This window comes from Flavobacterium ammoniigenes (assembly GCF_020886055.1).
Taxonomy (GTDB): domain Bacteria; phylum Bacteroidota; class Bacteroidia; order Flavobacteriales; family Flavobacteriaceae; genus Flavobacterium; species Flavobacterium ammoniigenes.
On sequence record NZ_AP025184.1, the window covers coordinates 185940 to 206384 of the forward strand.

Sequence of the window (20445 nt, forward strand, 5' to 3'; positions counted from 1 at the left end):
GTTTTTTTTATATATAAGTGGAACGAATTCTTCCTATAGTTCCCGTTAGATTGACTTTTAGTTTGTTGTAATCATTAATCAAGACCTTTAATTCTTCTTGATCAGAGTCGGGTTTTTCTACAAACTCACTCATTAAATCCAAAATCAATTTATTGATTAAATACTCGCGCATGGAAATAATAATTTCTGAAGTATGTTGACTCACCGTTTCTGATTTCTGTTTGACAAAAATATTTTGGTCATCCCATTTATGAAGCGTTAGTCGTTCATCTTCCATTAATATATCGGTGACTTCTTGAGCAAATTGATCGGGTAAATGTTTGAGGTAATTTTCGATCCCAAAATCTTCATTTTGCAAATAATAATTGATCAAATCATTGAAAATAGCCCTGAACAAAGGATTTGCTAATTCTACCTCGTCTTCTTGCAAACTCAAATAAATGCGTTGATATACTTTGTATTCTTTCTTTTCAACCACCTGTTCAATTTCTCCTTCAGCATTGGTTTTCAAAAGAACATCTTCAAACTCTTCCATTTTATTTCCATACAACAATAAAATCTCAATGATTTTGCGTTCCAAATGGTATAAAATATCAATTTTTTGAGCTTGAACTGGCGCTTCATTTTTAACAACCTCGAAGGCTTTTTGTTCTTGCTTTTGTTTTTTACCAACTTCTGCAATATCTTTTTGAACGAGTTGTGCCAATGTGCTGACCAAAACTTGCTCCGAAATATCCATAATCCGAGAACATTCCTGAATATATATTTCTCGTTGAATTCGATCTGGTATTTTAGAAATACTTTGCACCATTTCCCGAATCAAGTCGGCTTTTTTGATTGGATCGTTTTGCGCATCCTTCATCAAAAGCGAGGCTTTGAATTGGATAAAATCCTTAGCATTTGTCTCTAAATAAGCGACTAAATCATCATAAGAAGTTTTCTTGGCAAAACTATCTGGATCTTCCCCATCAGGAAAAGCACAAACTTTCACGTTCATACCTTCTTCTAGAATCAAATCGATTCCTCGAATAGAAGCGCGAAGTCCAGCAGCATCTCCATCAAAAAGCACTGTGATATTCTTGGTCAGCCGATTGATTAATCTAATTTGATCCGGTGTCAAAGCTGTTCCAGAAGAAGCTACAACATTTTCTATCCCAGCTTGATTGAACTGAATAACATCCGTATAACCTTCAACTAAATAACAATTATTTTGTTTGGCAATAGCTTGCTTCGCCTGAAAAATACCATAGAGTACTTTGCTTTTATGGTAGATTTCACTCTCTGGTGAATTAAGGTATTTGGCCGCTTTTTTATCATTGGTTAATATACGCCCACCAAAACCAAGGATTCTTCCCGACATACTTTGTATTGGGAACATCACACGGCCTTTAAAACGATCAAAAGGTCTATCTTCTTTGGGAATTGTTAATCCGGTGCTTTCTAAGAATTCTAATTTGTACCCTTTTCCCAGCGCTTCTTTGGTAAAGGCATCCCAAGTTTCCGGAGAATATCCTAAAGCAAACTTCGAAATAGTCTCATTTGTAAAACCTCTTTCTTTAAAATAGGAAAGCCCAATTGCTTTTCCTTCTTCAGAATGTAAAAGGGTGCTATGGAAATAGTTTTTGGCAAATTCCGAAACTAAATACATACTTTCTTTAATGTCGGTATTGGCTTTTTCTTCGTCTGTTTGCTCAGTTTCTTCTATTTCAATATTGTATTTTTTGGCTAAATAGCGAATGGCTTCAGGATAAGTAAAATGCTCGTGTTCCATTAAGAATGCCACCGAGTTTCCTCCTTTTCCAGAACTAAAATCTTTCCAGATTTGTTTCACCGGCGATACCATAAACGAAGGAGAACGCTCATCAGAGAAAGGACTAAGCCCTTTATAATTACTACCCGCTCTTTTTAATTGTACAAAATCACCAATAACCTCCTCTACTCGAGCAGTTTCGTAAACGGTATCTATGGTAGCTTTTGAAATCATAAAATGGGTAGCAAAGTGACAAATATACAAAGTTTCAGCTCGATTTATTCAGATTGTAAAATGAATTTTGGCTGTCTAAATAAAGAATATCAAAAAAGATGAGATAAATTTTTAGACTTAAAAAGAGTACTATTCCCAATAAAATTTTATTTTTATACCAACAATTGTTGTTTGCTTTGACGTCCCGAATCGAAATTGCAATCTACTACTGCAAATCAACCCAAATACTTCTGCCCTATGCCCTTAACAAACAAAACTATTGAGTCTGTAATTCGATCAGAAAAATTTCAAGAAGAATGTCTTTCAATTATTGTATTTGCAGCCGAAATCTGTAAAACAGCAGTGGTTGTTTTATCCTATTCGGAGAACAATAATGAAACCATAATTGCACATACAGAGAACAACTCTTATCTCTTTGCTGAAAATTATCAAGAATCAACAATACCAAATACACCTGAAAACAAAGTAGCAGAGAAGTCTCGTTCTGATTATCAAATTGACATCCCTATAGTTATTGGTCAAAAAAAGGCTGTCTTACTTCTTTGCTTTTGTGAAACTAATCCAAAAACATGGTCTGCCATTCAATTAAAAACGATTGACCATATAGTACATCAAATACAAAACACTTTTGAATTACATCTTCATCAATTAGAAACCATTCAAAAAGATTTTTTTAAAAAAGTTTTGGATCGCTTACCTACTGATGTAGCTGTTTTTGATAAAAATCACAAATACTTATATGTTAATCCAGCGGCCATACAAAATGACGAACTTCGTGAATTCATCATTGGCAAAGATGATTTTGAATATGCCAAACATACCCATAGAAAAGACCACTTTGCTCAAGAAAGAAGGAATCGGTTTATCGCTGCTGCAACAACAAAGTCAGTAATTGAATGGATTGATGAAATACCCAAAAACAACGGCACACCCACCTATCATACTCGTAAATTAGCCCCTGTTTTCAACGAATTGGGTGAATTAGAAATGATGGTTGGTTTTGGAGGAGATATAACAGCACTCAAAAAAGCAGAAGCCGATTTAAAAATTAGTAACGAACGCTTTAGTTATTCGAGCCAAGCTACCTCTGATGTACTTTGGAATTGGAATATGATGACCAATGAAATTTTTATTGGAGAATCTCACGCAACCCTATTTGGCCATCAATTTGAAAATAATACAATTACTGCTTTTGATTTTGAAAACCTCATTCACCCAGACGATAAAGAAAGGTATTCCAAACATTTTAAAGAGGTAATTGAAAGCAACTCTACTAAATGGACCGATGAATACCGCTACCTAAAAGCAGACGGCAGTTATTCCTTTGTTAGCGATAAAGCAATAATCATTAGAAATGAAGCTGGAAAAGCAATCCGAATGATTGGAGCTATGGAAGATATTACTGATAGAAGAAATGTAGAAGAACAAAATCGTTTGTTAATCGAGGAAAATAACCGCAACAAAAACCTTCAACTCAATGAGGCAAAAAACATGTACCGTCTTTTGGCAGACAATACGGTGGATTTAATTTGTTTGCATAACCTAGACACTACCTTTGAATACATTTCGCCTTCTATAAAAAAACTAACCGGTTATACCCCAGAAGAACTCATTGGAGAGTTCCCAATGAACTTTGTACATCCTAAAGATTTGGAAATAATTCAGAAAAGCTATGGCAGTTTCATTACTGAAAAAGAAGATGATAATGCACATGTTGAGGCACGATTTAAAAACAAAAAAGGAGACTATATCTGGTTCGAAATCAAAGCCAAAATTGTAAAAGAAGACGGAAAACCAATAAGTTTTCAGACTAGTGCGCGTGATATCACACAGAAAAAAGAGGTGCAATACGCAATGAAAAAAGCATTAGCACAGGAACGGGAATTAAACGAATTAAGAACCAATTTAGTATCCACTATTTCTCATGAATTCCGAACTCCCATGACAACCATTAGAACCAGTGCAGAATTGATTGAAATGTATATTGAAGGACATAATTTCGTCCACTCTGCTCAACTACAAAAAAGAATCAATACCATTACCGAAGAAATTGACCGCATTGTGGAATTAATGAACGCCGTTCTTACTATTTCGAAACATGATGCAGGCAAAACCAATTTCAAACCAATTGCTTTTGACTTAAAACAAATTTGTCTAGATGTTATAGAAACCAGTTATTCACGCCAAATGGATGGCAGAAAAGTGCAAACTAACTTTGAAGGTGATCATTTTACTGTTTTTGCAGATAAAAGTTTAATGGAATATTCACTATTCAATCTTTTAAACAATGCCTTTAAATATTCAGAAGGGTCTAGTGACATTCAATTGAATCTGAAAGCAATGGACAATACAATTGAAATTCAAATAATTGATTTTGGGATTGGAATCCCTGAAAAAGATATCCCTAAACTATTCAACACCTTTTTTAGAGCCAGCAATACCGAAGGAATTCAAGGAACTGGCTTAGGTCTTTACATTGTAAAAACATTTACTAATCGAAACTCTGGCACAATTCAGGTTGCCAGTAAACTCGGAAAAGGAACTCAAGTTACTCTTCAATTTCCAATACTAAAATCGTAATAGTATGAAAAAAATAGTAATCATTGATGACGAAATCAAATTAAGAGAAGCCATCGTAGAACTATTTTCTTTTATTGGTTACCAAATCATAGAAGCAAATGATGGTATAGATGGATTAGAAAAAGTGCAATTGCATCAACCCGATCTCATTATCTGTGATGTCATGATGCCAAAATTAGATGGCTACGGGTTTCTCAAAATTCATAGTTCCTCTTCAAACTCTGCTATCCCAGTTGTACTACTAACCGCTAAAACAGAAGAAGGCGACGAGTTAATTGGTAAGGAATTAGGCGCAAAAGAATACGTTAAAAAACCTTTTACTTTTCAGGAATTGAGAAAAATAGTAGAAAAATACATTTAATAATGCATTGGAAAATCTAAAAAAAGTTGCGGATTAGATTCAAAACAGAAGTAATAGAATCTTACCTGAAGCAGCCTGCTTTAACTTTAATGTAATCATAAATTCATTGCCCCCAATAAATTTTCTGAACAGACTGCCCGGTAAGAAAGATCCCAAATCTTAATTCAAATGTAAGTCAAGTATTTTTATTTCAATTTGTTTTAATAGATAAGTTAAAAAAAAATACTTATAATTTAATTTTTTTTAAAGCTTAAATTTCAAGCAAAAAAACAAAGATATTTTGCTTTATTTCTGAAGAAAAAAAATAAAATAAATGAATTTTTCCAAAGGTTTTGGAATAAGAAAAATGGTTTTAGACCGCTTGTACCGATTTAATATAATCGCGTGGACTCATTTGGCAATACGCCTTAAAACTGGTTGAAAAATAAGAAAAAGACCCAAACCCAGTTTCATCTACTAAAAACTGTATGTTTCGTTCTCCTAAATGAATCAATTTCATAGCATATTGAATTTTGAACTCTCTTATGTATTGGCTCACATTTTTATTGGTAAGTTTTCGAATTCTTTTATCTAAAGTCGATTTACTAATAAACAGACTTTTTGACAATTCATCTAAATCTGGCCTTGTTTTGATCGCCTTCAATAACAACTCGTTTAAAGAAGTCAGGAAATCTTTTTCAGATAACTTAATCGTTACTTTTGAAAAAGGATCAATCCCAAAGTTTTTTTCAATGTTTTTTCTTAATTCTAGTACATTATTTACTTTAAAAATCAACTCTTTAACTTTGAATGGTTTAATGATGTAATCATTTACTCCCAACTCTAACTGATTTAATTTTATTTCATCATCTACATTTGCCGTAATAATTATGTAAGGAACCGTTGAAAATTTCTTGTTTTTGCGAATGTTAAGAAATAGTTCTCCTCCATTGATTTTGGGCATCATTAAATCACTAATAATTAAATCGGGGGTGTTTTGTGAAAGATATGCCAAAGCTTGCGTACTTTCTTCAAACCATTTAGCCTCAAAATTATGCAATACCAATAACTCTAGGATGGAGTTTCCTAATGCTACATCATCTTCAATTAATACTATTTTTTGCTTTTGGATTTTCACAAGACGAAATTAGCATTTTAAAATTTAAATTATTCGTATTTTATTTAAAACAATGATACCAATTGCAATTAACCGTAACTAATTATAAATTATAACGCAATTGTAGTGCTTTTCAATATTTCAGATCATTTTGAAAAATTATATTTTTCTTTCAATCACATAATTAACCATCAAAACCAAGGCTTCTTTAAAGGTTGAATCCGGGTAATTTACTAATATCTCCAATGCTTCTTGTTGGAATTGAAGCATTTTTTGTTCGGCATAAGCCAAACCATTGTTGTTCTTTACAAATGAAATCACTTCTTTAACGCGTTTCTTGTCTTTGTTATGGTTTTTTATAGAATTGATTAACCAACTTTTTTCTCTTGCGGTACAAGTATTTAAAACATGAATCAATGGCAAAGTCATTTTTTGTTCTTTAATATCAATTCCTGTTGGTTTTCCAATGGCATCATCGGTATAATCAAACAAATCATCTTTGATTTGGAACGCCATTCCAATGAGTTCCCCAAAGCGATGCATATTGTTCACTTGTACCTCGTCCTCTATCACGGATTGGGCTCCTAATGCACAACAAGAAGCGATTAAAGTCGCTGTCTTTTTTCGAATAATTTCGTAGTATACCTCCTCAGTGATGTCTAATCTTCGGGCTTTTTCAATTTGAAGTAATTCTCCTTCACTCATTTCACGAACGGCAACCGAAATTATTTTAAGTAAATCAAAATCGCCATTATCAATGGAGAGCAATAATCCTTTAGAAAGTAGATAGTCTCCAACTAAAACGGCAATTTTATTTTTCCAAAGTGCATTTAAAGAGAAAAAACCACGTCGACGATTACTATCATCCACTACGTCATCATGAACTAATGTTGCGGTATGAATCAACTCAATCACACAAGCGCCGCGATACGTTCGCTCATTTACATTCCCTCCCGAAACCATTTTGGCAGTCAAGAAAACAAACATAGGTCGCATTTGTTTCCCTTTTCGATTGACAATATAATAGGTAATTCGGTTCAACAACGCTACTTTGGAAGACATCGACTCGTAGAACTTTTTTTCAAAAAGTTCCATTTCGGTCAAAATAGGTTGTTTTATTTGAGAGGTGATATTCATTGACTCCAAAGATACAAAATGATTAATTTTTTAAAGCCAATACAGTATTAAATTAATGGTGCCATTAGGATTTATTTGCCAATTGCCCACAAGCGGCATCAATATCTTTTCCACGGCTTCTTCGTACTTTCACTACAATTCCAATCGCTTCTAATCCTTTTATGTAAGCAGCAATGGCTTCTTCGGAGGCTTGTTGGAATTCGCCATCATCAATTGGATTGTATTCGATAAGATTTACTTTACAAGGAACGTATTTACAAAACTTCACTAAGGCATCTACCGAGGCTTTGTCATCGTTGATTCCTTTCCAAACTACATATTCGTAAGATATCTTACTTTTCGTTTTTCGGTACCAATATTCCAATGCTTCACGCAAATCAGCCAAAGGAAAATTTTCGCTAAAAGGCATAATACGAGAACGGATTTCATCAATTGCGGAGTGTAACGAAACGGCCAATTTAAATTTGACCCCATCATCTGCTAATTTTTTAATCATCTTGGGCACGCCCGAAGTAGAAACCATGATTCGTTTAGGAGACATGCCTAAACCTTCTGGCGAAGTAATCATATCAATCGCTTTGATGACATTATTGTAATTCATCAAAGGTTCTCCCATTCCCATAAAAACAATGTTGGATAAAGGATGGTTGTAATACAACCGACTTTCTCTATCTATAGCGACAACTTGGTCGTAAATTTCGCCGGGTTCTAAATTTCTCATTCGCTTCAAACGAGCCGTAGCACAAAAATTACAATCCAAGCTACATCCCACCTGACTCGATACACAGGCCGTGGTTCTAGTTTCTGTTGGAATTAAAACCGATTCTACAATCAATCCGTCGTGCAAACGAACGGCATTTTTAACCGTTCCATCTTCACTGCGTTGCATGGTGTCTACTTTGATATGATTGATCACAAAGTGTTCTTCTAGCATTTGACGGGTTGGCTTAGCCAAATTGGTCATATCGTCAAAAGAATGCGCTCCTTTACTCCACAACCATTCGTACACTTGGTTGCCTCGAAAAGCTTTGTCTCCATTGGAAACAAAAAAATCTCGCAATTGGTCTTTGGATAAGGCGCGTATGTCTTTTTTCTCGATTGGCATGGTGCAAATTTAAGGAGTATTTGTTGATATATTTCATCAATTCGAATAAATGCTCTTGTCGGATTTGATAATTTGATAACTTTGTGCCAATTGAAAAAACTATCCAATGCACTTCATTTCACAAGAACTCGAAGATTATATCGAAAAACATTCGGAACAAGAACCGCAACATTTAGCGGCTTTAAACAAAGAAACCTACCAAAAAATTTTGTTACCAAGAATGTTGAGCGGTCATTTTCAGGGCCGTGTTTTGAGTATGTTGTCTAAATTAATTCGCCCAGTAAATATTCTCGAAATTGGAACTTACACTGGCTATTCTGCTTTGTGTTTGTGTGAGGGAATGCAAGAAAACGGACAATTACACACCATTGACATTAAAGAAGAGTTAATTGATTTTCAGCGAAAACATTTTGACAAATCGCCTTGGGGCAACCAAATCGTGCAACATTTGGGAGAAGCCATAGATATTATTCCGGGTTTGGATTTGAAATTCGATTTGGTTTTTATCGATGCCGACAAAGAAAACTACATCAATTATTTTGAAATGATTGTTCCGAAAATAAACAAAGGCGGCATCATTTTATCGGATAATGTATTGTGGAGTGGCAAAGTTTTGGAACCGCTTCAAAAAAATGATTTGAGCACTAAAATACTTTTAGAGTACAATCAATTACTAAAGAATGATCCTAGAGTAGAAACGGTTTTATTACCTATCCGAGACGGATTAACGGTTTCAAGAGTTCTTTAAAACGTATTTTTGATACCATTTGTAGGCTATATATCCGAAGGTAGCTCCAAAAACATAACCCGTCAAAATATCCAATGGGTAATGCAAACCTAGGTAAATTCGGCTGTATGCAAATATCAACGGAAATAAGAAAACCAGAAAAGCATAACGATAATACTTTTTTAAAAGTAAATATAAAAACGTCATAGTTGCCATTGAGTTGGCGGCATGACCTGAAAAGAAACTAAATGAATTACTCGGTTTAACCAATCGAATAATTGAATTTATATCCGGATTATTGCACGGTCTTAAACGTTGAAAAGTAACTTTAAATAAATTAGTAGTCTGATCGGTTACAATCAATAAAAGCGTCACAAACAAGAGTAAATAAAGCGTGGATCTAATTCCTATTTTTTTATAGACCAAATATAAAAGCAATACAAAAAAGAGAGTCCAGTTGGATTGTTTGGTAATAAATAGCCAAAGTCCATCAAAAGTGGTGGAGCCTAAACCATTCAAAAAAACCAATAATTGAATATCTAACTGAAGTACTTTTTCAAGCATTACATTTGGCGTTTTATTGGTCCTTCAACCTCTTCTTCTATTGCTACAGCACTAACTTCGGTTTTATTTTCTTCAACAGAAAGCCCATTTTGTACTTGCGTTATTTCAGATGTTACTGTGGATGAGAAATCGGTTATAGCACTAGTATCTCCCAATAAATTTTCCTTCGCTTTATCAATTTCTGCACTGATATTTCCTGTCAAATCAGCTAATGATTGTTTATCAAATCCATTGGCCTCAGCCCCTTTTTGAATTTCAGATTTGATATCGTTTGTAGCGTTTTTAATTTGCGCCATTGTTTTACCAACAGTACGGGCTATTTCAGGAACTTTATCAGATCCAAACAACATAAGAACAATAAACATGATGAAAATTAATTCACCTCCACCTATTCCAAACATAATTAATTATTTTTTCTTGGACACAAATATACCAAATTTCAAGTCGGACTATTTTAAAATTATCATAAAAAAACAAAGGCTCCATTCGGAGCCTTTGTTTTAATTTAAATTATTCAAATTTTGATTTTACTTCTTGTTTTGGCCAAGTGTTATTGGTAACATCAATATCTGCTGTTTCTAATTTTGGATCTATTTGGATTTTCTTTACCGCTTTTTGAGTTGCAAATACTTTTCGAGCCGTATCGTTATTTTTTCTCCAAATTTGCGCTGGATATTTGAAGCTTTCAGTTGAATCGTCTTCATAAGTCAATTCGACTAAAATTGGCATTATCATTCCTCCCGGTTTGTTGAAAGTCACTTCGTAGAAATATTTAGGAGCGTTTAAATTTGTTTTTTCTTCAGCAGATAGATTTTGATCTACATAGTCAGAAAGCAATTTAACGTCTTCAATTTTTAGCGCTTTTTTATCTTTTGGATTCAACTCTGCATTTTGTCCTGAAACCAAATACACAAATGGTCCTTTGTCTAAACCAAAACGCCCTTTTCTCACTTTCACGTCTTTTAGATCTGAAGTAGCTGTTTCAGAAACATAATATTGTTTCACGTCTTCCAATCCAATGTCAACAAAATCAGTAGAGTAAAACCACCCTCTAATAAACCAATCCAAATCAAATGCAGAAGCATCTTCCATTGTTCTAAAAAAGTCTTCTGGGGTTGGGTGTTTGAATTTCCAACGGTTTGCATACACTTTAAATGCATGATCAAACAATTCGCGACCCATGATAGTTTCTCTCAAAATATTCAATCCAGTAGCTGGTTTCCCATAAGCATTATTACCAAATTGATAAATGTTTTCTGAATTTGACATGATTGGTTCTAAAAATTTTTGATCACCACTCATATACGGAACAATGTTTTTAGCTGGTCCTCGTCTTGAAGGAAAATTGGTGCCTAATTCTTGTTCAGCCATATATTCCATAAAAGAGTTTAATCCTTCATCCATCCATGTCCATTGGCGCTCGTCTGAATTCACAATCATTGGAAAAAAGTTATGTCCCACTTCATGAACAACAACTCCAATCATACCGTTTTTCACTTGCTCACTTGTCACCCCATTTTCATCAGGTCGTCCAAAATTCCAACAAATCATTGGATATTCCATTCCTTGATCTTCTGCCGAAACGGAAACTGCTTTTGGATAGGGATAATCAAACGTATGAGAAGAGTAACTTTTCAAAGTATGCGCAACAGTTCGAGTAGATGTTTCTCCCCATAACGGATTCGCTTCTTTAGGATAAACCGAAGTAGCCATAACAGTTTTAGTACTTAATTGTACCGCCATAGCATCAAAAATAAATTTTCTTGAAGAGGCAATTCCAAAGTCTCTCACATTTTTAGCACTAAATTTCCATGTTTTTTTCTTGTCTGAAAATCCTTTTTCAGCTGCAGTTGCTTCTTCCTGAGTTACAATTACAACAGGCTTGTCAAATGTTTTCTGCGCTAATTGATATCGTTGCAATTGAACAGGTGTGAACACTTCAGCTCGGTTCGTTAATTCACCTGTTGCTTCAATAATGTGATCTGCTGGAACGGTAATGTTTACATCAAAATTTCCAAAAGGTAAAGCAAACTCTCCGCTTCCCCAGAACTGCATGTTTTGCCAACCTTCTACATCATTGTACACTGCCATTCTTGGATAAAACTGAGCAATTACATAGATTTTATTACTGTCTTTTTCAAAAGCTTCGTAACCAGATCGTCCACCTTCTTTTCTATAATTATTTATGTTGTACCACCATTTAGTAGAGAAAACAAATGTCGAACCTGGCTTCATTGGCACAGGCAAATTAATGCGCATCATCGTTTGATTAATCGTATAAGACAATGGCGCTCCTTTTGCATCTTTCACATATTCAATATGGAATCCACGATCTGGTTTTTGTCTCAAATAATCTGAAGCAAATTTATCAGCAGGTACCACTTGATCAATTTTTTGGCTTTCTGCCAAAGGAGTTTGAGAAGTTTTAGCTTGTTGATTTTGGTCCAATTGCACCCATAAATACTCTAAAGTATCAGGCGAATTATTGGTATAGGTTACTGTTTCAGCACCCATTAATTTTGAATTCTTATCGTCTAATTCAATGTCAATTTTATAATCGGCTTGTTGTTGATAATAAGCCGGTCCAGGCGCACCTGAAGCAGAACGATACATATTGGGCGTAGCCAATAAATCGTACATCTGACTGAATTTATTCGTATCGTATTTTCCGGTTTGTTTCGGAGCTATGGCTGCAGGCTTCTCCTGAGCCAATGCGATTACTGGTAAAAGTAATAATAATGCAATTTTTTTCATTTTGGGGAATTTTAGCTTGTGAAAATACTACTTTTTAACAAATAGAAGAATTAGATTTAAAATTTTAACACTTCCGTTTTGTTCGAAGCGGTAAAAAGGACGGTTTTCTTTTCACCAAAAGCAGTACAATGTAAAATATTTTGTTGTTCTGAATTCCAATGTGTTAAAACTGTATTGGTTATTTCGGCTGTTTGTAATTTAGCAACATCGGAAACACGACAATAACAAATTAATACATCGCCTTCTATCTCTTTACTTAAAAAAACAACTAGTTTTGGTTGACCGTTTACTTTAATGATTAAATTTTCTGTAAAATATTTCTTAAGATTAGATACATCCTCATTCGATTCTTTTTCAGTACCCAAAAAAGCCTTTTTACCATATTTTTTTTCAATAGCTAAATTTAAATCATCCATGAAAATACGGGAGGTAATTTGAATCATCTTCTTTTCGGGAGCATAATTGACCTGAAAAATGGCCATATAAAATTTATGGACTTCAAAAGCCGAGAAACTACAAAATAGTATTCCTATAAAAGCAATAAGTACTGTTTTTTTCATCTTTCAAAAATAGGAATAGTTTTGAGATTAGCATTAAAATAGAATAGTAAAGATTGCTATTTTACCTTTTTTGACGCTATAATTTCATTGTATTGAGCTGCTAATTCACTCATCAAGAATTCAATTGAAGTTCGGTTTTTCGTTTTTAATACCCGAGTAAATTTTGGATTTTCAACTGCAAAATATAAAAATCCTTTAACGTAATCTGATGGAATATGAAGTGTATTAACATAATGATTTTTGTCGAATAGGTTTTCAAGTTGCACCAAATAGCCTTCTTTTTTCTCCACTTCTAATTCTTTTTTCAACATGGCAGTTCGACCCGAAAAATAATTTAGTAGCGGGTCTAAACCTAAAGGATTTAATCTGCCAGAAGATGCTGTTGCATACTTTCGTTCTGCCGGAGTATACTTCTTCTGACCATACGGTATTATTCCCAACGATTCTGCTGAAACGGATGGTCGTTTTACAACCACCTCTTTCAATTCATTCATAATGGGGTGCATAGTGACAAAAAACAAACTGCTAAGATCCTCAGAAGTTATTGCTTTTGTAACCGACTTGAATTGTACCGATGATAAAAGTAAACTATCTCCAACTTTTGCATTAATCGTAAAAAAACCTTTTGAGTCTGTTATGGTGGCATTTTCAGTATTTAAATTAATAACATAAATACCCTCAAGATTGGTCATGTCGGCATTGACTTTTCCACGACATGCTACAGCTCCTTTTTCTTGTGCAAAAAGAGGGGCAATACACCAAAAGACGATAAAATAAAGCAGTCTAATCATAAAGTTACTAATTCCTATTGAATGGGAAAGTTCACAAAAATAGTAGACTGTCTTCCAAATTAATTACTAATGAGTTGGTAATTATTTGTTAATTAAAAAAGGAGATTGTATACCTTTACCCTATTACAATTGATTTTGAAGATGAAAAATATACTATTGGCTAGTACCTCAACGGTATACGGAAGTAGTTACTTAGAATACTTATTAGCTGAATTACAACTCCATTTTAAAAATTGCAATACCCTGCTTTTTATTCCATATGCTAGACCTGGCGGAATAACACATGACGAGTATACTGCAAAGGTAGCTTTGGCTTTCGCTAAAATAAATATTGCAGTAAAAGGCATTCATGAATTTGAAAATCCGGTTGAAGCCATTCAAAATGCAGAGGGCATTTTTACCGGTGGCGGCAATACATTTGTTCTAGTTTCCCAATTGTATAAAAACCAATTGATGGAAGTTATAGCGCAAAAACTAAAAAGTGGTACCCCTTATTTAGGAACGAGTGCAGGAAGTAACATTGCGGGTTTAACCATCCAAACTACTAATGATATGCCGATCGTTTACCCTCCGAGTTTTCAAAGCTTAGGTATGATTCCGTTCAATTTGAATCCGCATTATATTGATACTGATGGAACTGCAAACCATATGGGAGAAACCCGAGAAGATCGTATAAAGGAATTCCACGAATTCAATTCCATCCCTGTTTTAGGGTTACGTGAAGGAAGCTGGTTAGACATAAAAGGCGACTCCATCGTGCTAAAAGGAAATTTAAAAGCACGCCTTTTTAGACAAAATCAACAAGCTGAAGAACTTGAAAGCGGAACTGATTTACGTTTTGTAAAATAAAAAAAGCCGAAACACTAGTTTCGGCTTGGAAAGAGCGAAAGACGAGGCTCGAACTCGCGACAACCAGCTTGGAAGGCTGGAGCTCTACCAACTGAGCTACTTTCGCAAAAAAATTTAAATAAAAAACCTCAAATCAGATTTGAGGTTTTAGAGCGAAAGACGAGGCTCGAACTCGCGACAACCAGCTTGGAAGGCTGGAGCTCTACCAACTGAGCTACTTTCGCATTACAACGGTGCAAATATAAATAATTAGTTTTCATGATTGCAAGTTTTTTTCAAAAAAATAAAAAGCAACTCCATAAAATCAGCATCAAAACTGGTAGAATTATTTCATAAATATTTTAGTATGAAATTATTATCTCTTTAATTTGCAAACACTTCACCATAAAAAAAATGATGCATTCTATTCAAAAAATCACAGCTACAGAAACATATCCCGTTAGACATATCGTACTGCGAGCTGGCAAACCCATTGAAAGTTGTCAGTTTGATGGAGATGAATTGGTTTCTACGCATCATTTTGGTTATTATTTAAACAACCAAATTATTGGAGTAATTTCATTATTTGAGATTAAAAACGAACAGTTTGTAGCACAAAAACCGTTTCAAATTAGAGGGATGGCAGTACTCCCTACCTTTCAAAAACAAGGAATTGGGGAAGCATTGGTAAGCGAAGCAGAAAAATTTATTACAACTCAAAAAGCCGATTTAATTTGGTTTAACGCCCGGACCACCGCGGTTGGATTTTATCAAAAAATGGGACATGAGATTCTAGGACCTGAATTTGAAATCTATGACGTTGGCCCTCATTTTTTAATGTATAAAAAACTCTAAGTTGCAAGGGGTGATAAAAATTTGGGTAGATTAAGTTGAGAAATACAAAAATACGACACACTACAGCTTATACAATTATTATTCAGCACTTTAATGTAAGACTTAACATAACTTCGGCTTTTAACAAAATAAGTTTGATAACTTCTCTATCGAACTGTAACATTTAGGAGAAAATAAATACTAACATGTGCAACTCAATTATATTGATACTTTTGCGTTGTTACAATTCCACATACAACCCTAACCCCTGTTTATGAAATATACCTTCAGTTTACTATTCTTTTTCTTCTTGTGTTTTGGCTACAGCCAAAAAAAAACTTTGAACACTCAATTTACTGCTGAAAAAATAATTATTGATGGTAAATTTGATGAAGGCGCTTGGTTAAAAGCTGATGTGGCAAAAGATTTCGTAATGTGGATGCCTGACAATGGAACCCCAGAACCAAAAAATACTAGGACTGAAGTACGGGTTACTTATGATAATGAAGCGGTGTATTTTGCAGCTACAATGTATGATGATGAACCGAGCAAAATATTAAAAGAATTAAGTCAGCGAGACAATTCTGGAACAGCTGATCGTGTGGGAATCTTTATTAATGGATACAATGACGGCCAGCAAGAATTTAGTTTTATTGTAAGTGCTTCTGGAGTTCAAGAAGATTTTTTATTTACAGAAAGTAACGGAGAGGATTCCTCTTGGAATGCCATTTGGGAAAGTAAAACGCAAATCACCGATTTTGGTTGGACTGCAGAAATTAAAATTCCGTATGCAGCATTGCGATTTAGTTCAGAGAAAAAACAAACTTGGGGAATCAATTTTATTCGTGATTTTAGAAGAGCTCGAACGTTTTATTCTTGGAATTTAATTGATAATAAAATTAATTCCAGAGGTAATCAAGAAGGTGTATTAAATGGTATTGAAAATATTATAACTCCAACTCGTTTGTTTTTAATTCCATATTCTTCCTTTTATCTGAATTCAAATGCAACACAAAAAACAAAAGGCGATTTAAAAGGCGGGGTTGATATTAAGTATGGCATTAACGATGCTTTTACATTAGATGCCATTTTAGTACCTGACTTTGGTCAAACCACCTTTGATAATGTTATTTTAAATCTTGGTCCATTTGAACAACAATTCAACGAAAATAGACCTTTTTTTACTGAAGGAACTGAATTATTTAGCAAGGGCAATTTGTTTTATTCGAGAAGAATTGGCGGAAGCCCAACCATTAATGCCGACTTAAATACCAACGAATCATTCACAACTTATCCAGCAAAAGTCAATTTGCTAAATGCATTGAAAATTTCAGGCAGAACAAAAAATGGTTTAGGGATAGGTGTATTAAATGCAGTAACCGAAAAAACTGAAGCTACTATAACTAATGACATAACTGGGGCAACACGCAAAGCCTTAATAGAACCTCTGGCCAACTATAATGTAATGGTATTAGATCAACGTTTTGGAACCAATTCATCCGTTTCTTTTGTCAATACGAATGTAACCCGAAATGGAAATGGACGTGACGGAAATGTTTCGGCACTTTTGTTTGACTTGAACACCAAGAAAAACACCTATAATTTAAATGGAGATTACAAATACAGTGTTGTCAATGGATTTGGAATTGACAATAAAAAAGGCTTTAGTTCGAGTATAAATTTTGGCGAAACAAGTGGTAAATTTCAATATAGTGCCGGTGCTGAATACATATCAAGAGATTTTGACAAAGACGATATGGGTATTCAATTCCAAAGCAATTATCACGCTTTATATTCCAACTGGAATTACCGTCTTTTAAGCCCGACCAAAACGTTCAATATGTTTAATGTTTTTGTTAATCTTTATTCAGAATTTGACAATAGATCTGGACGTATTCAACAAGGAATGGTCAATTTGAACATCAATTCAATGACTAAAAAAAATAATTTCTTTGGCGGAGGTTTCAATACAAGACCCATAAAAACCTACGATTTTTATGAGCCAAGAACTCAAAATCAATCCCGTTTTCTTGAAATTCCTGAGGTAATTAATGCCTATATCTATTATTCTTCTAATTATAATAACCGTTTTGCCATTGAAATCAATCCTTCCTATGGTATTGCTAATGAAAAAGGACGAATCGGATACGGATTATCCATTTCTCCGAGATACCGTTTTTCAGATCAATTTTCTTTGAATTATAGTATCGATTATAGCCAACAAGTAAACAATTTAGGTTTTGTAGGAAATAATGATATCACAAATGAAATTTTTATGGGTCGCAGAGATCGTACCACTTACATCAACACTATACAAGGAAAATTCACCATCAATAGCGACATGAATTTTAATCTTTCGTTGCGCCATTATTTGAGTTATGCCACCTACAATCAATATTATAATCTTCAAAATGATGGTACTTTAATGCCTACATCCAATTTTACCCAAAACAGCAATTCTAATTTTAATGCTTGGAATTTGGACTTGTCGTATTCTTGGTGGTTTGCACCTGGTAGTCAAATATCCATTTTATACCGAAATAATGCCGCTTTATTTGAGAATGAATTCAAACGAGATTTAGGAACCAACATCCGTAATGTCATCGACAAAGATGCACTAAATCATGTGTTTTCTGTCAGTGTTCGTTACTTTATTGATTACAATTCGCTCAAAAAATAAGGAATAACAATTCTTATTATAAACAAAAAACAAAGTATTTGTTACTATTTTGTGCCGCTGCTAGAATTGTGATTAGGTAACTAGTAAAGATTTTAGAAATGCCTTATCTTTGTGCAAAATAATTACCGATGAACAAGAAAGTTATCCTTATGATTTTGGACGGTTGGGGAAAATCTCCTGACCCAAAAGTGTCTGCAATTGACAATGCTAATGTCCCTTTTATCAATAGTTTATATACAAAATATCCTAGTGCACAATTAAGAACCGATGGTTTGAACGTTGGCTTACCTGAAGGGCAAATGGGAAATTCAGAAGTAGGTCACATGAACCTTGGTGCGGGACGTATTGTGTACCAAGATTTAGCTAAAATCAATTTGGCTGTAGCCAATAAAACCTTGGCTAAAGAACAAGTCTTGATCGATGCATTTAATTATGCTAAAACCAATAATAAAAAAGTTCACTTTTTAGGTCTAGTTTCAGATGGTGGGGTGCACTCGCATACTTCGCATCTTAGAGGTTTGATCGATGCGTCACAAGAATACGGATTAGACAACGTATTCATTCATGCCTTTACAGACGGTCGTGATGTGGATCCAAAATCAGGAAAAAAATACTTACAAGATTTACAAAACTATATTGCTCCTACACCTGTAAAAATTGCATCAGTAATTGGACGTTATTACGCCATGGATCGTGATAAACGTTGGGAAAGAGTGAAATTAGCGTATGATTTAGTAGTTCACGGAACAGGAACTGCAACTAATGATATTGTATCTTCTATTGCAACTAGTTATGGAAACGATGTGACTGATGAATTTATCCAACCTTTGGTTGCTGTTGATACAAATGGCGCACCTTTAGCCGTTATACAAGAAGATGACGTAGTTATCTTTTTCAACTTTAGAACGGACAGAGGTCGTGAATTGACTGAAGCACTTTCACAACAGGATTTTCACGAGCAAAACATGCACAAATTGAATTTGTATTATGTAACGCTTACCAACTACGACGAAACTTACCAAAATGTAAAAGTGGTTTACAATAAAGACAATATCACTGAAACTTTAGGAGAAGTCTTAGAAAAAGCCAACAAAAAACAAATCCGTATTGCCGAAACAGAAAAATACCCTCACGTAACCTTTTTCTTTTCGGGGGGTAGAGAAACTGCTTTTGAGGGCGAAAGCCGCATCTTAAGAAATTCACCTAAAGTAGCTACTTACGATTTACAACCTGAAATGAGTGCTTACGAATTGAAAGACGCTTTGGTGCCTGAATTGAATAAAGGAGAAGTGGATTTTGTTTGTTTGAACTTTGCTAACGGTGACATGGTAGGACATACCGGAATTATGGAAGCGGCCATCAAAGCCTGTGAAGCAGTAGATGAATGTGTAAAAGAAGTAGTCGAAGCGGCATTAGCCAATGACTATACCACTATAATTATCGCTGACCACGGGAACTGTGAAACGATGATCAATCCTGATGGTTCTCCAAATACGGCGCATACTACGAATCCAGTGCCAATTATTTTGGTAGATAAAGATTTGAAAAAAATTAATGATGGCGTTTTAGGAGATATCGCTCCAACCATACTAGAATTGATGGGCGTAGCGCAACCTGCCGCTATGACAAGTCACTCTTTGTTATAGAAATATAACTTTTCAAATAAAGCAAAGCTGTTCCGTTTGGAGCAGCTTTTTTTATAAATAAAAGTTAAAATTTCATTTTTAATAGTAATACTATTATATTTGCATAAAAATATATTAAATTATGCAAAACATACTTTCAAATATAACCATTTCAGTTAATGACAAATTATATGTCAAAAACCCAGAAACCTCTGATTTAGGAAAAAAAATAATTGAACAAAGTATTCTATTAATTGATGAAATTGGATTTGAAAACTTCACCTTTAAAAAACTGGGAGAAAAAATTAATTCCAACGAAAGTTCCATTTATCGCTACTTCGAAAGCAAACATAAATTGATGTTGTATTTATCATCTTGGTATTGGGGTTGGATCGAATACAAATTGGTTTTTGCGACAAACAATGTTTCCAATCCATTGGAAAAACTCAAAAAAGCCATCACTATTGTAACCGAAAAAGTAGAAGATGACTCCAATACATTACACATTAATGAGTCTATTTTAAATAAAATAATTATTCAAGAATTCACTAAAACACTTCTAACCAAAGAGGTTGATGAGGAAAACAAAGAAGGTTTCTTTATTGTCTATAAACGAATCATTAATAGAATTATTGAATTTATTACGGAGGTAAATCCTAATTACACTTTTGCGAAAAGCCTTGCGTCCTCTATAGTAGAAGGGGCATTACACCAGCACTTTTTAAAAGAACATTTGAAAAGTATAACCAGTTGTGATGAAACCAATACCGTTACCGATTTTTATATTGATTTAGTTGCTAAGATTTTAAAATAAAAAAC

General features: G+C 34.1%; 17 protein-coding genes and 2 tRNA genes. 8 read left to right on the top strand and 11 right to left on the bottom strand.

The window, feature by feature from the left end; translation table 11 throughout:
- Window positions 1-7: 7 nt before the first annotated feature.
- Window positions 8-1984 (bottom strand): DNA primase, encoded by a 1977-nt coding sequence (dnaG, locus tag LPC21_RS00805; RefSeq protein WP_229317480.1) that lies wholly within the window; start codon window positions 1982-1984, stop codon window positions 8-10.
- Window positions 1985-2221: 237 nt separating this feature from the next.
- On the opposite strand from dnaG, the gene LPC21_RS00810 reads away from it, so the two are divergent.
- The gene (locus LPC21_RS00810) at window positions 2222-4564 is read left to right on the top strand and encodes a sensor histidine kinase (RefSeq protein WP_229317482.1); all 2343 of its coding nucleotides are present in this window, start codon (window positions 2222-2224) and stop codon (window positions 4562-4564) included.
- 4 nt (window positions 4565-4568) lie between these two features.
- Window positions 4569-4925 (top strand): response regulator transcription factor, encoded by a 357-nt coding sequence (locus LPC21_RS00815; protein ID WP_229317484.1) that lies wholly within the window; start codon window positions 4569-4571, stop codon window positions 4923-4925.
- A 352-nt stretch (window positions 4926-5277) separates the two neighbouring features.
- On the opposite strand, the gene LPC21_RS00820 is transcribed toward LPC21_RS00815, so the two are convergent.
- The 3 genes from LPC21_RS00820 to rlmN all read right to left on the bottom strand — a co-directional run bounded on the left by LPC21_RS00820 (window position 5278) and on the right by rlmN (window position 8263).
- Window positions 5278-6042 carry a response regulator transcription factor gene (locus LPC21_RS00820; protein WP_229317486.1) on the bottom strand — a complete coding sequence of 255 codons (765 nt, stop codon included), beginning with the start codon at window positions 6040-6042 and terminating at the stop codon, window positions 5278-5280.
- 138 nt (window positions 6043-6180) lie between these two features.
- On the bottom strand, window positions 6181-7158 hold the full coding sequence (locus LPC21_RS00825; RefSeq protein WP_229317488.1) for a polyprenyl synthetase family protein: 978 nt from the start codon (window positions 7156-7158) through the stop codon (window positions 6181-6183).
- Between the two features lie 64 nt (window positions 7159-7222).
- Window positions 7223-8263: a dual-specificity RNA methyltransferase RlmN gene (gene rlmN / locus LPC21_RS00830; RefSeq protein ID WP_229317490.1), complete on the bottom strand. Its 1041-nt coding sequence runs from the start codon at window positions 8261-8263 to the stop codon at window positions 7223-7225.
- A 106-nt stretch (window positions 8264-8369) separates the two neighbouring features.
- Here rlmN and LPC21_RS00835 point away from each other — a divergent pair, with 106 nt between their 5' ends.
- Entirely contained in the window at window positions 8370-9011 is a 642-nt protein-coding gene (locus LPC21_RS00835) for an O-methyltransferase (RefSeq protein WP_229317492.1), read from the top strand.
- Here the strand turns inward: LPC21_RS00835 and LPC21_RS00840 are convergent.
- The 5 genes from LPC21_RS00840 to LPC21_RS00860 form a co-directional block, all read right to left on the bottom strand.
- Window positions 8997-9554: a phosphatase PAP2 family protein gene (locus LPC21_RS00840; RefSeq protein WP_229317494.1), complete on the bottom strand. Its 558-nt coding sequence runs from the start codon at window positions 9552-9554 to the stop codon at window positions 8997-8999. The genes LPC21_RS00835 and LPC21_RS00840 overlap by 15 nt on opposite strands.
- The gene (locus tag LPC21_RS00845; protein WP_229317496.1) at window positions 9554-9955 is read right to left on the bottom strand and encodes a twin-arginine translocase TatA/TatE family subunit; all 402 of its coding nucleotides are present in this window, start codon (window positions 9953-9955) and stop codon (window positions 9554-9556) included. The genes LPC21_RS00840 and LPC21_RS00845 overlap by 1 nt, the downstream gene beginning before the upstream one ends.
- Before the next feature lie 109 nt (window positions 9956-10064).
- The gene (locus tag LPC21_RS00850) at window positions 10065-12308 is read right to left on the bottom strand and encodes a M1 family metallopeptidase (RefSeq protein ID WP_229317498.1); all 2244 of its coding nucleotides are present in this window, start codon (window positions 12306-12308) and stop codon (window positions 10065-10067) included.
- A 56-nt stretch (window positions 12309-12364) separates the two neighbouring features.
- Entirely contained in the window at window positions 12365-12868 is a 504-nt protein-coding gene (locus LPC21_RS00855) for a DUF6702 family protein (protein ID WP_229317500.1), read from the bottom strand.
- 56 nt (window positions 12869-12924) lie between these two features.
- Window positions 12925-13659 (bottom strand): carboxypeptidase-like regulatory domain-containing protein, encoded by a 735-nt coding sequence (locus LPC21_RS00860; protein ID WP_229317502.1) that lies wholly within the window; start codon window positions 13657-13659, stop codon window positions 12925-12927.
- A 141-nt stretch (window positions 13660-13800) separates the two neighbouring features.
- Between LPC21_RS00860 and pepE the strand changes: the two genes are divergently transcribed.
- Entirely contained in the window at window positions 13801-14508 is a 708-nt protein-coding gene (gene pepE / locus LPC21_RS00865; RefSeq protein ID WP_229317503.1) for a dipeptidase PepE, read from the top strand.
- Between the two features lie 33 nt (window positions 14509-14541).
- Here pepE and LPC21_RS00870 read toward each other — a convergent pair.
- Window positions 14542-14614 (bottom strand) — tRNA-Gly (locus LPC21_RS00870).
- Window positions 14615-14659: 45 nt separating this feature from the next.
- Window positions 14660-14732: transfer RNA gene (locus LPC21_RS00875), tRNA-Gly, on the bottom strand.
- Window positions 14733-14901: 169 nt separating this feature from the next.
- On the opposite strand from LPC21_RS00875, the gene LPC21_RS00880 reads away from it, so the two are divergent.
- The 4 genes from LPC21_RS00880 (at window position 14902) to LPC21_RS00895 (ending at window position 20440) form a co-directional block, all read left to right on the top strand.
- Window positions 14902-15342: a GNAT family N-acetyltransferase gene (locus tag LPC21_RS00880; protein ID WP_229317504.1), complete on the top strand. Its 441-nt coding sequence runs from the start codon at window positions 14902-14904 to the stop codon at window positions 15340-15342.
- A 253-nt stretch (window positions 15343-15595) separates the two neighbouring features.
- Entirely contained in the window at window positions 15596-18001 is a 2406-nt protein-coding gene (locus LPC21_RS00885) for a DUF5916 domain-containing protein (RefSeq protein WP_229317505.1), read from the top strand.
- 128 nt (window positions 18002-18129) lie between these two features.
- The gene (gpmI, locus tag LPC21_RS00890) at window positions 18130-19647 is read left to right on the top strand and encodes a 2,3-bisphosphoglycerate-independent phosphoglycerate mutase (RefSeq protein ID WP_229317507.1); all 1518 of its coding nucleotides are present in this window, start codon (window positions 18130-18132) and stop codon (window positions 19645-19647) included.
- A 121-nt stretch (window positions 19648-19768) separates the two neighbouring features.
- On the top strand, window positions 19769-20440 hold the full coding sequence (locus tag LPC21_RS00895; RefSeq protein WP_229317508.1) for a TetR/AcrR family transcriptional regulator: 672 nt from the start codon (window positions 19769-19771) through the stop codon (window positions 20438-20440).
- The last annotated feature ends 5 nt before the right edge of the window (window positions 20441-20445 follow it).